A 16981-nucleotide genomic window follows, 5' to 3' on the forward strand; every position below is an offset into this window, starting at 1 on the left:
TCCGCGGTGCCCGCTCCCGCGGACGGCCCGCCGGTCAGCCGCCGGTCAGCCGCCGGTCAGCCGTCGATCAGAAGCAGGGCCAGCAGCACGGTGGCCACGCACGCCACGTCGACGCCCCGCGGCGCGGTGGCGGCCGCCTCCTGCTGCGGCCCCCTGCACGCCCGGACGACGACGGCCGCCAGCACCAGGACGGCCGTGCCGCGCCAGCCCAGGGCGATCAGCAGTTCGCCGGCCACCCGGGACAGCACCTCCGCGAGCAGTTCCGTACGTAACAGCGCACTCATGGCACCCTCCTCGGGGATCCGCGCCCGGTGGAACGGGAACCGGGAACCCGGGGGACCGGAGCCTGCGGTTGGTCTCCCCGTTGGCAGGAACTCCTCGTCGAGTGCCGCCCATTGGCCGAATGGCTCCCAGGGGGAGACACCTACCCCCCACCATCTGCTGCCATCTCAGAGCGACCAGGCGGGCCTGACCGCCGGGCGGCGGCAGGCCGCAGGCACATGCCGGACAGTGGACGACCGAACGCTCGGACGTCCGGCAGACGCAGCCATCTGTGCTGTCCTGCATGGCAGTTGTAGCCTCATGAGGTGGATTCCGGGACCGTGGACCGCGACGGGGGCGTGGACGACACCGCGCCGCGCTACCGTCAGGTGGCCGCCGACCTGCGCGGCCTGATCCTCGACGGCCGCCTCGCGCCGGAACAGAACCTCCCCACCCAGCAGAGCCTGCGCCGCCGGTACGGCATCGGGCGCGGCACCGTGCAGAGCGCAATCCAGGTGCTCCGCGAGGAGGGACTGATCGAGGAGGGCGTCCCGGGGCGGGCCGCGCGGGTGGCCCGCCCCGGCGCCACACTGCAGCCCCTGGGCCACCACATCGCCCGCGCGTTCGCGGCGCGGCACGTGCGGCTGGACGTGTGGGCGCTGACGGCGGAGCAGTTGAGCAAGGCGGTGCAGATCCAGACCGAGGCCATCCGGGCCGGCGAGCACCGGCCGGAGTCCGTCGCCGTGCGGGTGCTGCTGCCGGACCTGGAGACGCGCCACCCGTACCCGTGCCGGATCGGCGACCCGGACGACCCGCGCCCGCTGCAGCGACTGCGGCACGTGATCCGCACCTATGCCGGGGCGATGGAGCACTCGCTGACCGCGCTTGCCGAGGAACACCTGGTCGACGACGTGCGGGTGGAGGTCTGCGGCGTGCCCACCATCCCCGGCGAGAAGCGGTACATCATCAACGGCAGCGAGATTCTCACCGGCTTCTACCAGGTGCGGCGCAGCCACATGCACAACTCCGCGGACGGCTCCTCGCTGGACGTGCTGGAGCTGTACAGCGACGGCAGCCTCTTCCCGCTGGTGCGGGGCGAGGCGGCGGGCCCGGTGCCGGACGCGCTGGACGAGGCGCGGTTCGAGCAGATCCAGCAGTGGTTCGACTCGCTGTGGGAGTACGTGGCGAGGCCGCTGCCGCTCGGCGCGTGAAAACCCGCGCCGAACAGCTCTGCGCGGCCGCGGACCTGGCGGGGTCAGCGCTTGCGTACGAGGGTGACGCCGTCCCGCACGGGAAGCAGGACGGACTGGACGCGCGGGTCGGCCGTGATGGTGTCGTTGACCTCCCGGATGGCGACCACCTGCTCGCTGTGGTCCGCCGGGTCGACGACGCGCCCGCCCTGGAGGGTGTTGTCCAGCGCGATCAGGCCGCCCGGACGCAGGCGCGCGACCAGTTGCTCGTAGTAGACCGGGTAGCCGGACTTGTCGGCGTCGATGAAGGCGAAGTCCACGGTCTCCTCGGCGGGCAGCGTGCGCAGCGTCTCGGCGGCGGGCGCGATTCGCAGGTCGATCCGCTCGGAGACGCCGGCGCGCTCCCAGTAGCGGCGGGCGATGTCCGTCCACTCCTCGCTGACGTCGCAGGCGATCAGGCGCCCCTCGGCGGGCAGCGCGCGGGCCATGCACAGTGCCGAGTAGCCGGTGAACGTGCCGACCTCGACGACGAGCCGGGCGCGGGTGAGGCCGACCAGCATCGCGAGGAAGACGCCCTCGTCCTGCGAGATCTGCATGGTGGTGCCGGGGACGGCGCGCTGGGTCTCGGCCGCGAGGTCGCGCAGGACTTCGTCCTCGGCCGGGCTGCAGTGGGAGAGGAGGTAGTCGTCGAGGGCGGGGTTCACGATGTGCGTCATGGCGCCGACCGTACGACGAACGGCCGCGGAGCGGGCGGATTCGCCCCGGCCCCGTCGGCCCAGCCGCGGCCCCGGGCCCGGCTGGGCCGGCGGGGCCGGGGCCGCGCCGGCCGGAACCGCTGCTGACCGGCGGTCAGACCGCCATGCCGTAGACGATGGTGAAGAGCGTGCCGAGCGAGCCGATGATGAAGACGCCGGTCAGCCCGGCGACGATCAGGCCCTTGCCCTGCTCCGCGCTGAAGGTGTCGCGGAGGGCCGTCGCGCCGATGCGCTGCTTGGCGGCTCCCCAGATCGCGATGCCGAGGCAGATGAGGATGGCGATGGCCATCACCACCTCGATCATCACGCGCGCCTCCTGACCGAGGGAACCGAACGGCCCCCAGTCGGGCGCGATGCCGCCGATGATGGTGGTGATGTCACCCTTTTCGGCTGCCAGGATCATGTGGAACTCACCGCCCCGATCGGAAGGTTGGATCCGACACGGATCCGTCTCACCCCGACTGTACCGCCGACTTGTGACATCGCGGGGTAACCGGTGATGGTTGACCCGTGCGCAAAGCGTGGTGGGGTCTCGGAGCGGGAGCCGGTCTGCTGGCCGGTTTCGTCGCGTTACTCGTGATCGGTACGTTCGTCGCGGCCGCAGGCCTGCGCGGTGGCCTGGGGGGCGGGCCGGTGACGCTGGCCAAGGGCGCGGTCCCGGCGGCGTACCAGAAGCTGGTGCAGGAGTGGGGCAACCTGTGTCCCGCCATCAACCCGGCGCTGCTGGCCGCCCAGTTGTATCAGGAGAGCGGCTGGCAGCCGGACGCGCAGAGCCACGCCGAGGCGCAGGGCATCGCCCAGTTCATCCCCGGTACGTGGGCCACGCACGGCATCGACGGCGACGGCGACGGCGACCGCGACGTGTGGGACCCGGCCGACGCCATCCCGTCCGCCGCCCAGTACGACTGCACACTCGCCGGCTACGTGGACGACGTGCCGGGCGATCCGACGGCCAACATGCTCGCCGCCTACAACGCGGGCTCGTACGCGGTCATCCGGTACGGCGGGGTGCCGCCGTACGAGGAGACGCGGAACTACGTCGACCGGATCAAGGAGCTGGAGAAGAGCTTCGCGGCCCCCGACGACCGGGTCGACCCGTCGCGGCAGGCGGCCGGCGCGATCCACTTCGCGCAGGACAAGCTGGGCACGCCGTACCTGTGGGGCGGCGACGGCACGGCAGCCGACCGGGGGCGGTTCGACTGCTCGGGGCTGACCAAGGCGGCGTACGCGTCGGTCGGCATCGAACTGCCGCGGGTCGCCAACGACCAGTGGAACTCCGGCCCGCACCCCTCCCGGGACGAGTTGCTGCCCGGAGACCTCGTGTTCTTCGCGTACGATCTGAACGATCCCCGGTCCATCCACCATGTCGGGATCTATGTCGGCGGCGGCTACATGATCGACGCGCCCTACACGGGGGCGACGATCAGGTTCGACCCGGTCGACACCCCCGACTACTTCGGCGCCACGCGACCGACGGACGGATGAGCCGTACCACACGACGACGTGAACTCTGCGTGAGGCGGAGGCCTCGGGCTGCGCGCCCGGGTCACCCTCCGATAACGTCCAGGTGATCTTTCGGTGGAGAGCGGAACGCGGAGTGGATGTCCGCGCGTTCTCTGCTGCGGAATGGGCATTCCGCTATCACGAGCACCACCGCGGGGGTACGGGGTCACGGGGCGGCAAGCAACTGCGGATCGACCGACCGACCACATGAAGGGCCGTACCGATGGCTGGATGGGACAACCCGGACGTCGACCTGCTGTACGACGTCAACGGTCTCGCCGAGCGTGCGCCGACCTGGGCCGATCTCACGATGGAGTACGTCGGCGAGTACGGCACCGTCTTCGCCGTCATGCTGCTCGGCCTGTGGACGTGGTGGTGGGTGCGGGGCAACAGCGCCGACCGGGCGGGCGCCGTCGGCGCCGTCTCCGGCCTCATCTGGGCACCCCTCGCCGCATGTGTGGCGCTGCTGGTCAACATCCCCATCCGCAACCTGGTGGAAAGACCCAGGCCCTTCGTCGACCACAAGGGCCTGGAGGTCCTGGTCCAGGGCAAGACCGACTACTCCTTCGTCAGCGACCACGCGACGCTCACCATGGCCGTCGCCGTCGGCATCTTCATGGTGCACCGCAAATACGGGCTGATCAGCATCGCCGTCGCGGTGTTCGCCGCCTTCAGCCGGGTCTACATGGGCGTCCACTACCCGACCGACGTCATCGGCGGCCTCGCCCTCGGCACCGCCGTGGCGTTGCTCCTCGCGCCGCTCGCCACATGGCTGCTGACCCCGCTGGTGCGGGCCATCGCCGGATCACCGCGGGCCGGCTTCCTGGTCTGGGCGGGGGACACCGACGAAGAGCCCCAGCCGGGGGGCGCGTACGGCGCGCACGCCGGCGGGCGCGCCAAGGCGGGCTCCGGACGGGCGCGGCGGGACCGCGACCTGGCGGCGTAAGCCGTTCAGCGGCTGAGGGGCCCGCTCCTCGTTCTCCGGGCGCCTCGCGGGCGAAGACCTGCGGGGCGCCTTCTCGTTGGGCTTCGTCGTCGTCGGCTTGGGCTTCGTCGTCGTCGGCGCGCGCCGGGAGCGGAGGGTCAGCCGGCGTCGGGTTGGTGCGCGGCGGCGTCCACGCGGGCCCGCTCGCGGGCGCGGCGGGCCGGGCCACGCCAGCCGCAGCTGCACCGGGCGTGGGCGAACGAGCCCTGCTCCACGGTCTCCGCGCGGTGCCCGGCGGCGCCGCCGGAATCCTCCGTCGCGGTGCCGGACGCGTCCTCGATGGCCACCGGCTCACCGTACCGGTCGGAGCCCTCCGGCCTCCCCGCCGCCCGGCGAAGGCGTGACGGTCCGCCCGGGTTCTCGTTGGGCAAGCGGAACGAGCCCAAGAGGACGGCCTAAGGGGGTCGGCTCACGATGGTGTCGCGGTGGCGCGGACCGAGGAGTTGCGGACCGAGACGTGCGGTGGTCGTGCGTGCCGCGGTGAGCATGCTCGGCGCGGTGGTCGTCGTCACGTCCGCCGGGTGTGCGGAACGCGGCGCCGCCGCCGACGACAGGCCGGCCGACGACCACCTCGCGACCGTACGGCAGGCCGCCGATCTACTGGTGCGGGCCGGTACCTCCCGCACCCGCACCACACTGCACACCGCGTCCGGCGGCACCCGCGTCACCATCACCGGCCACGGGCGCTTCGACTACGCGAACCGGCGCGGGACGCTCGTCGTCACGCCCCCCGACGAGGAGCACGGCGGTACCGGAGGCGAGCCCATCACCGAACTCCTCACCCCGGGCGCCCTGCACATGAAGAACCGCGGCGCCGGCGTGCCCGACGGCACATGGGTGCGCGTGGACACCACCCGTCTCGCCGACGGCAACCTCCTGGCCAACGGCGCGACCGATCCGCTGCGCGCCGCCGAACTGCTCCGCGGCGCCGTGGCGGTGGCGTACGAGGGGCAGGGACGGTTCGGCGACACCGACGTGCGGCACTACAGCGGCACGGCGGCGCTCGACGCGGCCGCGCGCGCCGCGGCACGGGCCCGCGGAGGGTCGGCCGGGGAGTTGGCCGCGGCGGCCGAGGGGTTCGGGACGGACGTGTTCACCTTCGACGCCTGGTTCGACCGGGAGGGCCGCCTGCGGAAGGTGCGGCATCGTTTCCCGGACGTGTCCGTGACGTCCACCACGACGCTGTTCGACTTCGGCGTCCCGGTGACGGTGCGGATGCCGGACCCGGCCGACATCTACACCGGGCGGATCGAGGCCGTGCCCGACGACGGCAGTGGCACCGGCGCCCGCACCGGCTAGTCCGTGCATTCGCCAAATGGTTCGGAAGTGCCATGCACGGCGGGGTGCTCCGTCCCTACTCTGGAAGCGCGGGCGGGTGTCGCGGGTGCCCCGCCGCTACGTGGTGTGGAGGTGATGTGGGTGCCTGTGTCCGTCTCCGGACACCTGCCGGGCAGCGCGCGCGGCCACCGCGGCTCCGCGGTCCACGACCGCGTCGCGCTGGACGAGATAGAGCTGTGCTGCGAGTTGATGATCGCGGCATCCACGGCGACGACGGAGCGGCTGAGCGCCGCGCGGATCGACGAGGTGCTGCGCGTACGGCGCCGGGGGCCGGGGGAGGGCGACGCGCGCGGCGACCGCGTACCCGCCGCCCACGTGCCGTGCCAGCGCCGACGCTGCTAGGACCTGTCCGGCGGAGCAGCGGAGCGCCGGGCCCGCGGGGCGTCAGGTGCGCAGTAGGCGGGCGATGGCGGCGGTGGCCTCCTCGACCTTGGCGTCCATCTCCGCACCGCCGTCCAGCGCGGCGTGCGCCACGCAGTGCCGCAGGTGCTCCTCCAGCAGCCGTAGTGCGAAGGACTGCAGCGCCTTGGTGGAGGCGGAGACCTGCGTGAGTATGTCGATGCAGTACACGTCCTCGTCGACCATCCGCTGGAGGCCGCGGATCTGCCCCTCGATGCGGCGCAGCCGGCGCAGGTGGGCGTCCTTGTCCTTGGTGTAGCCGTGCTCTCCGGTGGCGGAGTGGGCGGAGCAGGCGTCGGACGCCTCGGCGCCGGCGCCGGCGGCGGTGCCGGTGGCGGAGGTGGGGTCGGCGGTCGTCATCGGTCCTCCCGGGTGGACGAAACGGGCGCCCGTGCGGGCATATACCCCCTCTGGGTATATGGTAGCCGATTGTCCGATCCCGCTGCCGGTGCTCTCCCTCCGATCGGCGACACTGGTGGACGCCACGACGCCGTGGCTGGATGATGCGCCCAGACGAGTGGGCCCGGAAGAGCGCCGTCCGCACGCAGAGCGGGTGGGCGAATCTCCGGACGCGCTCACCTAGCATCGATCGAGTCCGTAATCGTTCACACCGAGGACACCCAGTGCGCTTTCGTCTGACCCCCAGGGAGACGAGCTTCTACGACATGTTCGCCGCGTCGGCGGACAACATCGTGACCGGCTCGAAGCTCCTGATGGAACTGCTCGGGGCGGAGTCGTCCGCACGTTCCGAGATCGCCGAACGGATGCGGGCCGCGGAGCACGCCGGGGACGACGCGACGCACGCGATCTTCCACCAGCTGAACTCCTCCTTCATCACGCCGTTCGACCGCGAGGACATCTACAAGCTGGCCTCGTCGCTCGACGACATCATGGACTTCATGGAGGAGGCCGTCGACCTGGTGGTCCTCTACCAGATCGAGGAGCTCCCGAAGGGCGTCGAGCAGCAGATCGAGGTGCTGGCGCGCGCCGCCGAGCTCACCGCCGAAGCCATGCCGCACCTGCGGACGATGGACCACCTCACCGAGTACTGGATCGAGGTCAACCGGCTGGAGAACCAGGCCGACCAGATCCACCGCAAGCTGCTCGCCCACCTCTTCAACGGCAAGTACGACGCCATGGAGGTCATGAAGCTCAAGCAGATCGTGGACGTGCTGGAGGAGGCTGCGGACGCCTTCGAGCACGTGGCCAACACGGTCGAGACCATCGCGGTCAAGGAGTCCTGACCGGCCGTGGACACGTTCGCCCTCGTCGTGACCATAGGCGTCGCGTTCTTCTTCACCTACACCAACGGCTTCCACGACTCGGCGAACGCGATCGCGACGTCCGTCTCGACACGAGCCCTCACCCCCCGGGCGGCCCTGCTGATGGCCGCCGTGATGAACCTCGCCGGCGCCTTCATGGGCAGCGGCGTCGCCAAGACGGTCAGCGAGGGCGTCATCGAGACGCCCGGCGGCGACACCACCGGCGGCTCCGGCGGCGGGATGGCCATCCTGTTCGCCGCGCTGGTCGGCGCCATCACCTGGAACATGATCACCTGGTATTTCGGGCTGCCGTCGTCCTCCAGCCACGCGCTGTTCGGCGGACTCGTCGGAGCGGCTCTGGCCGGCGGGATCGCCGTCTACTGGTCCGGGGTCGTCGAGAAGATCGTCATCCCGATGTTCCTCTCGCCCCTGGTCGGCATGCTGCTCGGCTACCTGGTGATGCTCGGCCTGATGTGGGCGTTCCGTCGGGCCAACCCGAGCAGGGCGAAGCGCGGCTTTCGTATCGCGCAGACCGTCTCGGCGGCGGCCATGGCACTGGGCCACGGCATCCAGGACGCTCAGAAGACCATGGGCGTCGTGGTGATGGCGCTCACCATCGCCGACGTCCAGGACCACAACGGCATCCCGCTCTGGGTCAAGATCGCCAGCGCGGGCATGCTGTCGCTGGGCACGTACGCGGGCGGCTGGCGCATCATGCGGACGCTGGGGCGCCGCATCATAGAGCTGGACCCGCCGCAGGGCTTCGCGGCCGAGACGACGGCGTCCTCGGTGATGTACACCGCGTCCTACCTCTTCCACGCGCCGATCTCGACGACGCACGTGACCACGTCCGCGATCATGGGCGTGGGCGCGACGAAGCGGTTCTCCGCGGTCCGGTGGGGGGTGGCGAAGAACATCGTGATGGGCTGGTTCGTCACCATGCCAGCCGCGGCGGGGGTCGCCGCGTTGTGCTACGGCGCCCTCGTGCTCGTCACCGGCTGACGCCGTCCCGGGCACAGCCCCCGAGGACGGGTGAGAAGGGCGCACGGGGAGACGACGAGAGGGCGGGGCCGGGGAGGACTCCCCGGCCCCGCCCGTGCGTGGCGAGCGGTGGCACCGCCATGCAGCACCGCGCGGCCACCCTCCACGGCGGCACCTGCTCGGGGTGATGCCGCCGACGGGAGGCTTTCCGGCCCGTGGCCGGGCACCGTCAGCCGAAGCGGCCCGAGATGTAGTCCTCGGTGGCCTGGACCGTCGGGTTGGAGAAGATGCGCTCCGTGTCGTCGACCTCCACGAGCCTGCCCGGCTGACCGACCGCCGCGAGGTTGAAGAACGCGGTGCGGTCGGAGACGCGTGCGGCCTGCTGCATGTTGTGGGTGACGATGACGATCGTGTACTGCGACTTCAGTTCGCCGACCAGGTCCTCGATGGCGAGGGTGGAGATCGGGTCGAGCGCCGAGCAGGGCTCGTCCATCAGCAGCACCTGCGGCTCGACGGCGATGGCGCGGGCGATGCACAGGCGCTGCTGCTGGCCGCCGGACAGCCCGGAACCGGGCTTGTTCAGCCGGTCCTTGACCTCGTTCCAGAGGTTGGCGCCCTTGAGCGACTTCTCGACGACGCCGTCCAGTTCGGACTTCTTGAACCTGCCGTTCAGCCGAAGGCCGGCGGCGACGTTGTCGTAGATGGACATGGTCGGGAACGGGTTGGGCCGCTGGAAGACCATGCCGATGGTGCGGCGGACGGACACCGGGTCGACGCCGGAGCCGTAGAGGTCCTCGCCGTCGAGGGCGACCTTGCCCTCGACACGTCCGCCGGGGGTGACCTCGTGCATGCGGTTGAGGGTGCGCAGGAAGGTGGACTTGCCGCAGCCGGAGGGGCCGATGAAGGCGGTCACGGCGCGCGGTTCGACGCTCAGGGAGATGTCGTCGATGGCGCGGTGCGAGCCGTAGAAGGCGGAGAGGCCGCTGACGTCGATGCGCTTGGCCATGAGGGGTCTCTTTCTCGGGTCGCCGGGGGTGGAGCCCCGGGGAGGTCCAGGTGATGGGGGAGGGGCCGGCGTCAGTGGCCGGCCTTGGGCGCCTTCCAGCGCGCGATGGCGCGGGCCACGAGGTTGAGCGCCATGACGAAGGCGATCAGCAGCAGGGCCGCCGCCCAGGCACGGTCGTAGGAGGCCTCGTTGCCGAGTGACCACTGCCGGTAGACGTAGTAGGGCAGGGACGACTGCGGGCCCTCGAACGGATTGCCGTTGATGGAGTTGGCGCCGAAGACGAGCAGCAGGATCGGCGCGGTCTCGCCCGCGACGCGGGCGACGGCGAGCATGACGCCCGTGGTGATGCCGCCGATGGCGGTCGGGATGACCACCTTGACGATCGTCAGCCATTTGGGGACGCCGAGTGCCAGTGACGCTTCGCGCAGCTCGTTCGGGACGAGTTTGAGCATCTCCTCGGTGGAGCGGACGACGATCGGCAGCATCAGGATCGTCAGGGCGAGCGCGCCGGCGAAGCCGGAGTAGCCGAAGCCCAGGATCAGGATCCAGAACGACAGGATGAACAGGCCCGCGACGATCGACGGGATGCCGGTCATGACGTCGACGAAGAAGGTGACGGCCTTGGCCAGCCGTCCCTTGCCGTACTCGACGAGGTAGATCGCGGTGAGCATGCCGATCGGCGTGGCCATCAGCACGGTCAGGCCGATCTGCTCCAGTGTGCCGAGTAGCGCGTGGTAGGCGCCGCCGCCCGGCTCGAGGGTGATGATGCCCTGCATGGAGTGGGTGAGGAAGTAGCCGTCCAGCACCTTGGAGCCGCGGAAGACCGTCTCCCACAGCAGGGACACCAGCGGCAGCAGGGCGATGAGGAAGCAGACCCAGACCAGGCTGGTCGCCAACCGGTCGCGGGCTTGCCGGGCGCCCTCCACCTTGGAGGTCAGCGCGTACGTCGCGGCGATGAAGACGACGGCGGCGATCAGGCCCCACTGGACGCGGCTCTGGAGGCCGAGGGCCAGGCCCGCTCCGGCTCCGGCCGCGGCGGAGCCGGCGGCGAGGGCTGCGGGCGCCCAGCGCGGGAGCCGCGGGCGGCGCAGCGTCGTGGGCTGCACCGACGGCTCGGCGGGCGGCGGGACGTTCGTGGTGGTGGCGTTGCTCATGCGTTGGCCCCCGAGTACTCCTTGCGGCGGGCGATGATCAGACGGGCCAGGCCGTTCACCAGCAGGGTGATGAGGAACAGCACCAGCCCGGACGCGATGAGCGCCTCGCGGCCGACGCCCGTGGGTGAGGCCTCCTCGAAGGAGGCGGCGATGTTCTGCGCGAACGTGCCGCCGCCGGGGTTGAGCAGGCTCGCCCGGATGTCGAAGCTCGGGGAGAGGATCAGCGCGACGGCCATGGTCTCGCCCAGCGCGCGGCCGAGGCCGAGCATGGAGGCGCTGATCACACCGGAACGACCGAACGGCAGGACGGCGGTGCGGACCACCTCCCAGCGGGTGGCGCCCAGCGCCAGTGCCGCCTCCTCGTGCATCTTCGGCGACTGCCGGAAGACCTCGCGGGAGACGTTGGTCACGATCGGAATGATCATGATCGCCAGCAGGATGCCCGCAGCGAAGAGTGTGCGGGGGGCGCCGCCGGAGTACTGGAAGATCCCCGTCCAGCCGAAGTATGCGTCGAGCCAGAGGTAGAGGCCCTCCAGGTGCGGCACCAGGAAGAGGAAGCCCCACAGGCCGTACACCACGGAGGGGACGGCGGCGAGCAGGTCGACGACGTACGCGACGGGGGCGGCGAGCCGGCGCGGCGCGTAGTGCGAGATGAAGAGCGCGATGCCGACGGAGACCGGCACGGCGAGGACCAGCGCGATGAGGGACGTGACGATCGTGCCGTACGCGAGGACCGCGATGCCGAAGACCGGCGGCTTCGCGTTGACGTTCCACTCGAAGGTGGTGAGGAAGTTCCCCGCGTTGGCTTCGAGCGCGACGACGGCCTGCACGCTGAGGAACACGGCGATCGAGGCCATGATGAGCAGCAGCGTGATGCCGGACCCCCGGGCGAGGCCGCTGAATATGCGGTCACCCGGACGGGTGCGGCCCTTGCGCAGGCCGGCGTCCGCGGCGGAGGTGCGCGCGATGTCCGGCGGGGGTGGGGACGTGGTGGACGGTGAGTCGAGTTTCATGGGTTCGTCTCCGGTCTGATGGGGAGTCCCTGCGCGGGGCGAGGGACCTCCCGGGCGGCGGTGCACCGGATGGGGCGCGGCCGGAGCGGGTGCGGGGGAGCGGCGCGATGGCCGCTCCCCCCCGTTGTCACTCCACTCACTCCGGACCGGCGCGCGTGCTTCGGTTGCGGTCGGTCGGCCGGCTCGCGGGCCGGACGCGTCAGGAGAGGCCGTCGACGGTCTCCCGGACCTTGGTGATGATCTCCTCGGGCATCGGCGCGTAGTCGATGTCGGTGATGGCCTTCTGGCCGTCCCCGCTCGCCATGTAGTTCAGGAAGGACTTGGTGGCGGCGAGGGTGGCCTTGTCGTTGCCCTTGTCGCAGGCGATCTCGTAGGTCACCAGCACCAGCGGGTACGCGCCCTCGGCCTTGGTGGTGTAGTCGAGCTCCAGGGCGAGGTCCTTGCCCTGGCCCACGATCTCGGCCTCGGCGATGGCCTTCGAAGCGTTCGCGGTGGTGGCCTGGACGGGCTCTCCGGCGCCGGTGTCGAGCGCCACGGCCGGGATCTCGTTGCCGGTGGCGTACGACAGCTCGAAGTAGCCGATGGCGCCCTCGTTCTGCTTCACGTTGGTCGCGATGCCGGACGAGCCGTCCGCGGACTGGCCGCCCTTGGCGGTCCACTGCTTGGCCGGCTCGTAGGTCCAGGCGTCGGGCGCGGCGGTGTTGAGGTACTTGGTGAAGTTGTCGGTGGTGCCGGAGTCGTCCGAGCGGTGGAACGCCTGGATCTTGGTGGACGGAAGGTCGGCGTCCGGGTTCAGCTTCTTGATCGCCGGGTCGTCCCACTGGCTGATCTTCGAGTCGAAGATCTTGGCGATGGTCTCGGCGTCAAGGACGAGGTTCTCGACGCCCGGCAGGTTGTAGCCGACCGCGATGGGGCCGCCGACCATCGGCAGGTCGATCGCCTGGCCGCCCTTGCAGATCTTCTGCGACTGCTTGATCTCCTCCGGCTCCAGGGCGGAGTCGGAGCCGGCGAAGGCGGTGGTGCCCTGGAGGAACTCCTGGATGCCCGCGCCGGAGCCGGTCGGCTTGTAGTTGACCTTCGTCTCGGCGCAGGCGGACTGGTAGTTCTTGATCCAGACGTCCATGGCGTTGGCCTGCGCGCTGGAACCCGAGGCCAGCAGGTTGCCCTTGCCCTCGCACGCGATGTCGCCGACCGGCTGGGCGTTCTGCCCCTGCTGACCGGACTGGTTGTCCGTGCCGCAGGCCGTCAGGACCAGGGCACCGGAGACGGCGACCGCGCCGGCGGCGAGGGACCGGAGCCGGTTGGTGCGCTGAAGCTTCACTGTCGGATCTTCCTTCCCAGGTGCTCGCCGGTGGGGTCGGGCAAGCGGAGTGGTTTGGGGTATGTGTCTGGCTGTTCGGCCGACTGTTCAGCCGGTGCGGGCGGACCGCAGGGTGCGGCACGGCGTTGCGCCGGCTTCGATGCCGAAGTTAGGCAGAGCAGGTGAAGCCGCCGACGGGCGAGAGTGAACGACAGGTGAACCTCGACCGTCGGTGTGGTGGCCCCCGTGATCCCGCCGAGACCTGGCCTCCGTGCGGCCGGATTCCGGTGACGGAGGGTGTCCGGCGCGGGGCTCTGCGTCGCCGCGTTCCGTCGCTGCGGTCTGTCGGTCCGGGGCTCCGCGTGGGACGATCCGCACACCGTTACATCCGTACGGCCCCTCCGGGCGTCGTACCGTGCGGCAGGAGAATCTTGAGGCAAGGGGGGACCGTGCCGGAGCGGAGACCGGAACGGCATCCCGACGCGCGCGGGCGCGCGTCGGACGGCGGACGCGGGACGGGTGGCGGGCTGGGGCGGCGTACGACGCTGGCGGTGGCGTGCGTGCTGGCGGTGCTCGGCGGGCCGGCCACCGTGGGCGCCGCCTACGCGGCACCGGCGAGCCCGGTGGCGGCGCGTCAGACGACGGCCGCTGCGGACGCGCCGACTCCCCAGCCCTCGCCGGGAGTTCCTCCCACCCCGCGTCAACCCGGCGGCGGGAGCGGCGACTCGGCCGACGACGCACCCGGGGGCCCGGGCGGCGGGACGAGCGGCGGCGCCGGCGACGACCACTGGTCCCCCGCGACGCCCACTCCCGAGACGGGCGGCAGCGACCCCGGCGGCCCGGGCGGCGGCACGGCCGACGACGCACCCGGCGGCGACTCCGGCGCGGACGGGAACGGCGCGGGCGCCGGCGACGAGGAGTCACTGGCAGACCTGCGCAAGCGCATCCAGCGCCTGCACGACCGTGCCGGCTCGGCCACCGACGCGTTCAACGCCGCGGAGACGAAGGCCGAGAAGCAGCGCGAGAAGATCGACGACCTCGAACGCCGCGTCGCTTCGACGAAGCGGCAGCTGGCGAAGCTGACGAAGCAGGCCGGTGCCCTCGCCCGCGCCCAGTACCGTGGCGGTGGACTGCCCGCCACCGCCCGGCTCGTGCTCTCCGAGGACCCGGAGTCCTTCCTCCGTGACGCCGGGCTCGCCCGCCAGGGCCACCATGCGGCCACGTCGCTGGTCACCTCGCTCACCGACACCGAGGACCGCCTCGAGGGCTACACCCGCGACGCCAAGGAGCGCTACCGGGACCTCGAACGCAACCGCGAACGGAAGGCCGCCGCGAAGAAGCGTGTCGAGAAGCAGCTGAAGAAGGCCGAACGTCTGGAGTCCCGGCTCGCCGCCGACCAGCGCGAGCAACTCCGTGAGCTCGAACGCCAGGCCGCGTACGCGCGCCAACTGCGCTGGCTGCGCACCGGTGTGCTGGAGGAGATCGACGGCAAGGCCTCCGCCCAGGGGAGGAAGGCCCTCGCCTACGCCACCGCCCAGACGGGCAAGGACTACGAGTGGGGCGCCGAGGGGCCGACGACGTACGACTGCTCCGGTCTCACCATGCGCGCCTGGGAGGCGGCGGGTGTGACCATCCCACGCACCTCGCAGGAACAGTGGCGGCGGCTGCCGCGCGTGGACGTGGAGGACATGCGCCCCGGCGACCTGATCGTCTACAAGTCCGACGCCAGCCACGTCGGCATGTACCTCGGCGACGGCGTGATGGTGCACGCGCCGCGCACCGGGCGGCAGATCACCGTCGAGGGTGCCGGCTCGTACCCGATCCTGGGCGTGGTGCGTCCCGACAAGTGACGCTGTGCGCCCATACGTCCGGCCGGTGCCGTGCGCCTGCACCGGGACCTGTGGCATATGGCATTGGCATGTTGACGATCAGGCATTCCGTACCGGCGTCCGGGGGCGCTAAGGTCGCCACGGCGTCCGCGACCATGGGCGCCGCGCCCTCGGGGGGAGGGAAGGGAAGCTTCGAACATGCCGGCACCCGTGCAGCGGGACGACACGACGGCAGGGCCCATCGCGGCCATTCCGTCACAGGGCGGGCCCGCTCCCGGTCCTACGGACCGAGAAGGGCCCGAGGGCCGTCGCGGCCCGGAGGGCCCCGGGGGAGGGTCCGACAGTGCGCTGATGCTCCTCGTCATCGAGGACGACCCGGCGAGCGCCCTCAGCGTGCCCGCGCTGCTGGACGGGCGCCCCATCCGCACCCGCACCGCCCGCAACCTCACCGAGGCCGAACGCCTTCTCACCGACGACGTCCAGTGCATCCTGCTCGACCTGGAGCTGCCCGTCGTCGCTCCCGACGCCACGGGTGACGGCGCCGAGGAGAGCGGCGCCGCGGGCGGCGACGAACTGGACACCCTGCGGCGGGTGCTGCAGCTCGCGCCGCGGCACGCGGTGGTCGCCCTCACCGACGGCGCCGACGCCGAACGGGCGGCGGCCGCCGTGCGCGTCGGGGCGCAGGACTACCTCTTCCGCGACGAGCTGGACGGAAGGCTGCTCGGCCGCGCCGTGCGCTACGCCGTGGAGCGCAAGCGCGCCGACCTGGCACAGCGGCAGCTCACCGAGTCCCGGATCCGGGCGGAGGAGAACGCCCGGCTCGAACGCGGCCTGCTGCCGACACCGCTGCTCGACGGTAGCGACCTGCGGTTCGCCGCCCGCTACCGGCCCGGCCGCTCCCGCGCCCTGCTCGGCGGCGACTTCTACGACACCGTCCGCACCGCCGACGGCACCGTGCACGCCATGATCGGGGACGTGTGCGGCCACGGCCCCGACGAGGCCGCGCTCGGCGTCGAACTGCGCATCGCCTGGCGCGCGCTGACCTTCGCCGGGCTCTGCGGCGACCAGCTCCTCGGCACGCTCCAGAAGGTGCTGGAGCACGAGCGCGCCAGCGACGAGGTCTTCGCCACGCTGTGCACCGTCGACATCGCGCCGGACGGGCGGCGGGCCGGGGTGTGCCTGGCCGGGCACCCGTCGCCACTGATCATCGCGGGCGGCGGTTCGGCGCCGCGGCTGCTGCCGTACGACGAGAGCGGCCCCGCGCTGGGCCTGCTGCCGCAGGCGCGCTGGCCGCGCAGGCAGGTGGAGCTGGGCGGCCGGTGGTCGCTGATGATGTACACCGACGGGCTCATCGAGGGCCACGTCGGCCCGGGGCGCCCCCGGCTGGGCCAGGAGGGCATGATCGACATCGTGGCACGGCGCCTCGCGACGGGTGAGCGTGGGGAGGCGCTCCTGGACGGCACGCTGGGCGAGGTCCACGACCTCAACGGCGGGGAGCTGACCGACGACGTGGCGGTCCTGCTGCTGGACCGGGGCTGACCTTCCTGCGGCGGCGTCCGTCCCGCGGCACGAAGCTCCGGGCGTCCGGCGGTCTCAGCGTCCGCCGTTGAACGGCCCGTACGGCCCGTCGCTGCTGCTGCCGCCGCGGCGCTTCGGCCCGCCGCCACCGCCCATGACCTGCTTGAGCGCCGGGCGGACGTCGACGAGGTACACGATGCTCGCGATCAGACCGATGATCTTCAGAATCCAGAGGCCCACGCCGAGGAACGGCAGGTTCACCACGACCGCAAGGCCCAGGATGATCAGCCAGAAGCCCTTGGTCTTCTTGTCCGTCGCCCGGTAGGCGTCCTCGCGGCGCAGCATGGCGTCGATGAACGCGAACACGGCGAAGCAGAGCAACGCCAGCATGATCACCAGCATCACGGTGTTGAAGCCCTCGATCAGCATCTGTGTCACGTCCTGTTCGTTCTGCGGTCGCCGCGGCGGGCGCGGCGGGTGCCGTCAC

19 protein-coding genes are annotated in these 16981 nt (G+C 71.6%); 9 read left to right on the forward strand and 10 right to left on the reverse strand.

The genetic code is table 11. The features are described 5' to 3' along the window. Positions 1 to 56 precede the first annotated feature (56 nt). The gene (locus E4198_RS14245) at positions 57 to 284 is read right to left on the reverse strand and encodes a hypothetical protein (RefSeq protein WP_136183472.1); all 228 of its coding nucleotides are present in this window, start codon (positions 282 to 284) and stop codon (positions 57 to 59) included. A gap of 303 nt (positions 285 to 587) precedes the next feature. On the opposite strand from E4198_RS14245, the gene E4198_RS14250 reads away from it, so the two are divergent. Continuing rightward, complete coding sequence (locus E4198_RS14250) at positions 588 to 1472, forward strand: winged helix-turn-helix domain-containing protein (RefSeq protein WP_136183473.1); 885 nt, start codon at positions 588 to 590, stop codon at positions 1470 to 1472. A gap of 44 nt (positions 1473 to 1516) precedes the next feature. Here the strand turns inward: E4198_RS14250 and E4198_RS14255 are convergent, their stop codons facing one another. Together E4198_RS14255 and E4198_RS14260 are read right to left on the reverse strand one after the other, a co-directional pair. Beyond that, complete coding sequence (locus tag E4198_RS14255) at positions 1517 to 2167, reverse strand: class I SAM-dependent methyltransferase (protein WP_136183474.1); 651 nt, start codon at positions 2165 to 2167, stop codon at positions 1517 to 1519. 133 nt (positions 2168 to 2300) lie between these two features. Next, positions 2301 to 2609, reverse strand: a complete 309-nt coding sequence (locus E4198_RS14260) for a hypothetical protein (RefSeq protein WP_027765614.1) — start codon at positions 2607 to 2609, stop codon at positions 2301 to 2303. Between the two features lie 107 nt (positions 2610 to 2716). On the opposite strand from E4198_RS14260, the gene E4198_RS14265 reads away from it, so the two are divergent. Then, complete coding sequence (locus E4198_RS14265) at positions 2717 to 3691, forward strand: bifunctional lytic transglycosylase/C40 family peptidase (RefSeq protein WP_027765615.1); 975 nt, start codon at positions 2717 to 2719, stop codon at positions 3689 to 3691. Between the two features lie 241 nt (positions 3692 to 3932). Continuing rightward, the gene (locus E4198_RS14270) at positions 3933 to 4655 is read left to right on the forward strand and encodes a phosphatase PAP2 family protein (protein ID WP_136183475.1); all 723 of its coding nucleotides are present in this window, start codon (positions 3933 to 3935) and stop codon (positions 4653 to 4655) included. 137 nt (positions 4656 to 4792) lie between these two features. Here the strand turns inward: E4198_RS14270 and E4198_RS14275 are convergent, their stop codons facing one another. After that, the gene (locus E4198_RS14275; protein WP_247597686.1) at positions 4793 to 4981 is read right to left on the reverse strand and encodes a hypothetical protein; all 189 of its coding nucleotides are present in this window, start codon (positions 4979 to 4981) and stop codon (positions 4793 to 4795) included. Between the two features lie 199 nt (positions 4982 to 5180). On the opposite strand from E4198_RS14275, the gene E4198_RS14280 reads away from it, so the two are divergent. Both E4198_RS14280 and E4198_RS14285 read left to right on the forward strand, forming a co-directional pair. Beyond that, positions 5181 to 5993, forward strand: a complete 813-nt coding sequence (locus E4198_RS14280) for a hypothetical protein (protein WP_210732928.1) — start codon at positions 5181 to 5183, stop codon at positions 5991 to 5993. A 114-nt stretch (positions 5994 to 6107) separates the two neighbouring features. Beyond that, positions 6108 to 6374: a hypothetical protein gene (locus tag E4198_RS14285; RefSeq protein ID WP_136183477.1), complete on the forward strand. Its 267-nt coding sequence runs from the start codon at positions 6108 to 6110 to the stop codon at positions 6372 to 6374. A 42-nt stretch (positions 6375 to 6416) separates the two neighbouring features. Here the strand turns inward: E4198_RS14285 and E4198_RS14290 are convergent, their stop codons facing one another. Then, a complete protein-coding gene (locus E4198_RS14290; RefSeq protein WP_136183478.1) occupies positions 6417 to 6791 on the reverse strand; it encodes a metal-sensitive transcriptional regulator in 375 nt (124 codons plus the stop codon). 263 nt (positions 6792 to 7054) lie between these two features. Here E4198_RS14290 and E4198_RS14295 point away from each other — a divergent pair, with 263 nt between their 5' ends. Both E4198_RS14295 and E4198_RS14300 read left to right on the forward strand, forming a co-directional pair. Further along, entirely contained in the window at positions 7055 to 7675 is a 621-nt protein-coding gene (locus E4198_RS14295; protein WP_027765618.1) for a DUF47 family protein, read from the forward strand. Between the two features lie 6 nt (positions 7676 to 7681). Continuing rightward, complete coding sequence (locus E4198_RS14300; protein WP_136183479.1) at positions 7682 to 8695, forward strand: inorganic phosphate transporter; 1014 nt, start codon at positions 7682 to 7684, stop codon at positions 8693 to 8695. A gap of 208 nt (positions 8696 to 8903) precedes the next feature. Here the strand turns inward: E4198_RS14300 and pstB are convergent, their stop codons facing one another. The 4 genes from pstB to pstS all read right to left on the reverse strand — a co-directional run bounded on the left by pstB (position 8904) and on the right by pstS (position 13168). Next, positions 8904 to 9680: a phosphate ABC transporter ATP-binding protein PstB gene (pstB, locus tag E4198_RS14305; RefSeq protein ID WP_136183480.1), complete on the reverse strand. Its 777-nt coding sequence runs from the start codon at positions 9678 to 9680 to the stop codon at positions 8904 to 8906. Between the two features lie 71 nt (positions 9681 to 9751). Further along, the gene (gene pstA, locus E4198_RS14310) at positions 9752 to 10834 is read right to left on the reverse strand and encodes a phosphate ABC transporter permease PstA (RefSeq protein WP_136183481.1); all 1083 of its coding nucleotides are present in this window, start codon (positions 10832 to 10834) and stop codon (positions 9752 to 9754) included. Then, the gene (gene pstC, locus E4198_RS14315) at positions 10831 to 11847 is read right to left on the reverse strand and encodes a phosphate ABC transporter permease subunit PstC (protein ID WP_136183482.1); all 1017 of its coding nucleotides are present in this window, start codon (positions 11845 to 11847) and stop codon (positions 10831 to 10833) included. Before pstC ends, pstA begins: the two co-directional genes overlap by 4 nt. 199 nt (positions 11848 to 12046) lie before the next feature. Continuing rightward, on the reverse strand, positions 12047 to 13168 hold the full coding sequence (gene pstS, locus E4198_RS14320; protein ID WP_136183483.1) for a phosphate ABC transporter substrate-binding protein PstS: 1122 nt from the start codon (positions 13166 to 13168) through the stop codon (positions 12047 to 12049). Positions 13169 to 13596: 428 nt separating this feature from the next. Here pstS and E4198_RS14325 point away from each other — a divergent pair, with 428 nt between their 5' ends. Next, a complete protein-coding gene (locus E4198_RS14325; RefSeq protein ID WP_247597687.1) occupies positions 13597 to 14997 on the forward strand; it encodes a C40 family peptidase in 1401 nt (466 codons plus the stop codon). A 177-nt stretch (positions 14998 to 15174) separates the two neighbouring features. Next, on the forward strand, positions 15175 to 16515 hold the full coding sequence (locus tag E4198_RS14330; protein WP_136183484.1) for a fused response regulator/phosphatase: 1341 nt from the start codon (positions 15175 to 15177) through the stop codon (positions 16513 to 16515). 54 nt (positions 16516 to 16569) lie between these two features. Here the strand turns inward: E4198_RS14330 and E4198_RS14335 are convergent, their stop codons facing one another. Further along, the gene (locus E4198_RS14335) at positions 16570 to 16923 is read right to left on the reverse strand and encodes a DUF2516 family protein (protein ID WP_136185388.1); all 354 of its coding nucleotides are present in this window, start codon (positions 16921 to 16923) and stop codon (positions 16570 to 16572) included. Positions 16924 to 16981 lie beyond the last annotated feature (58 nt).

The sequence above is a fragment of the Streptomyces sp. RKND-216 genome, assembly GCF_004795255.1.
GTDB classification, from domain to species: Bacteria; Actinomycetota; Actinomycetes; order Streptomycetales; family Streptomycetaceae; genus Streptomyces; species Streptomyces hazeniae.

Excerpts from the sequence above, each read along its gene's own strand:
- E4198_RS14330 (WP_136183484.1), top strand. The coding sequence starts at position 15,175 with ATGCCGGCACCCGTGCAGCGGGACGACACGACGGCAGGGCCCATCGCG.
- E4198_RS14285 (WP_136183477.1), top strand. The coding sequence starts at position 6,108 with ATGTGGGTGCCTGTGTCCGTCTCCGGACACCTGCCGGGCAGCGCGCGC.
- E4198_RS14280 (WP_210732928.1), top strand. The coding sequence starts at position 5,181 with ATGCTCGGCGCGGTGGTCGTCGTCACGTCCGCCGGGTGTGCGGAACGC.
- E4198_RS14245 (WP_136183472.1), bottom strand. The coding sequence starts at position 284 with ATGAGTGCGCTGTTACGTACGGAACTGCTCGCGGAGGTGCTGTCCCGG.
- E4198_RS14260 (WP_027765614.1), bottom strand. The coding sequence starts at position 2,609 with ATGATCCTGGCAGCCGAAAAGGGTGACATCACCACCATCATCGGCGGC.
- E4198_RS14290 (WP_136183478.1), bottom strand. The coding sequence starts at position 6,791 with ATGACGACCGCCGACCCCACCTCCGCCACCGGCACCGCCGCCGGCGCC.
- pstC (WP_136183482.1), bottom strand. The coding sequence starts at position 11,847 with ATGAAACTCGACTCACCGTCCACCACGTCCCCACCCCCGCCGGACATC.
- E4198_RS14270 (WP_136183475.1), top strand. The coding sequence starts at position 3,933 with ATGGCTGGATGGGACAACCCGGACGTCGACCTGCTGTACGACGTCAAC.
- pstA (WP_136183481.1), bottom strand. The coding sequence starts at position 10,834 with ATGAGCAACGCCACCACCACGAACGTCCCGCCGCCCGCCGAGCCGTCG.
- E4198_RS14255 (WP_136183474.1), bottom strand. The coding sequence starts at position 2,167 with ATGACGCACATCGTGAACCCCGCCCTCGACGACTACCTCCTCTCCCAC.
- pstB (WP_136183480.1), bottom strand. The coding sequence starts at position 9,680 with ATGGCCAAGCGCATCGACGTCAGCGGCCTCTCCGCCTTCTACGGCTCG.
- E4198_RS14335 (WP_136185388.1), bottom strand. The coding sequence starts at position 16,923 with ATGCTGATCGAGGGCTTCAACACCGTGATGCTGGTGATCATGCTGGCG.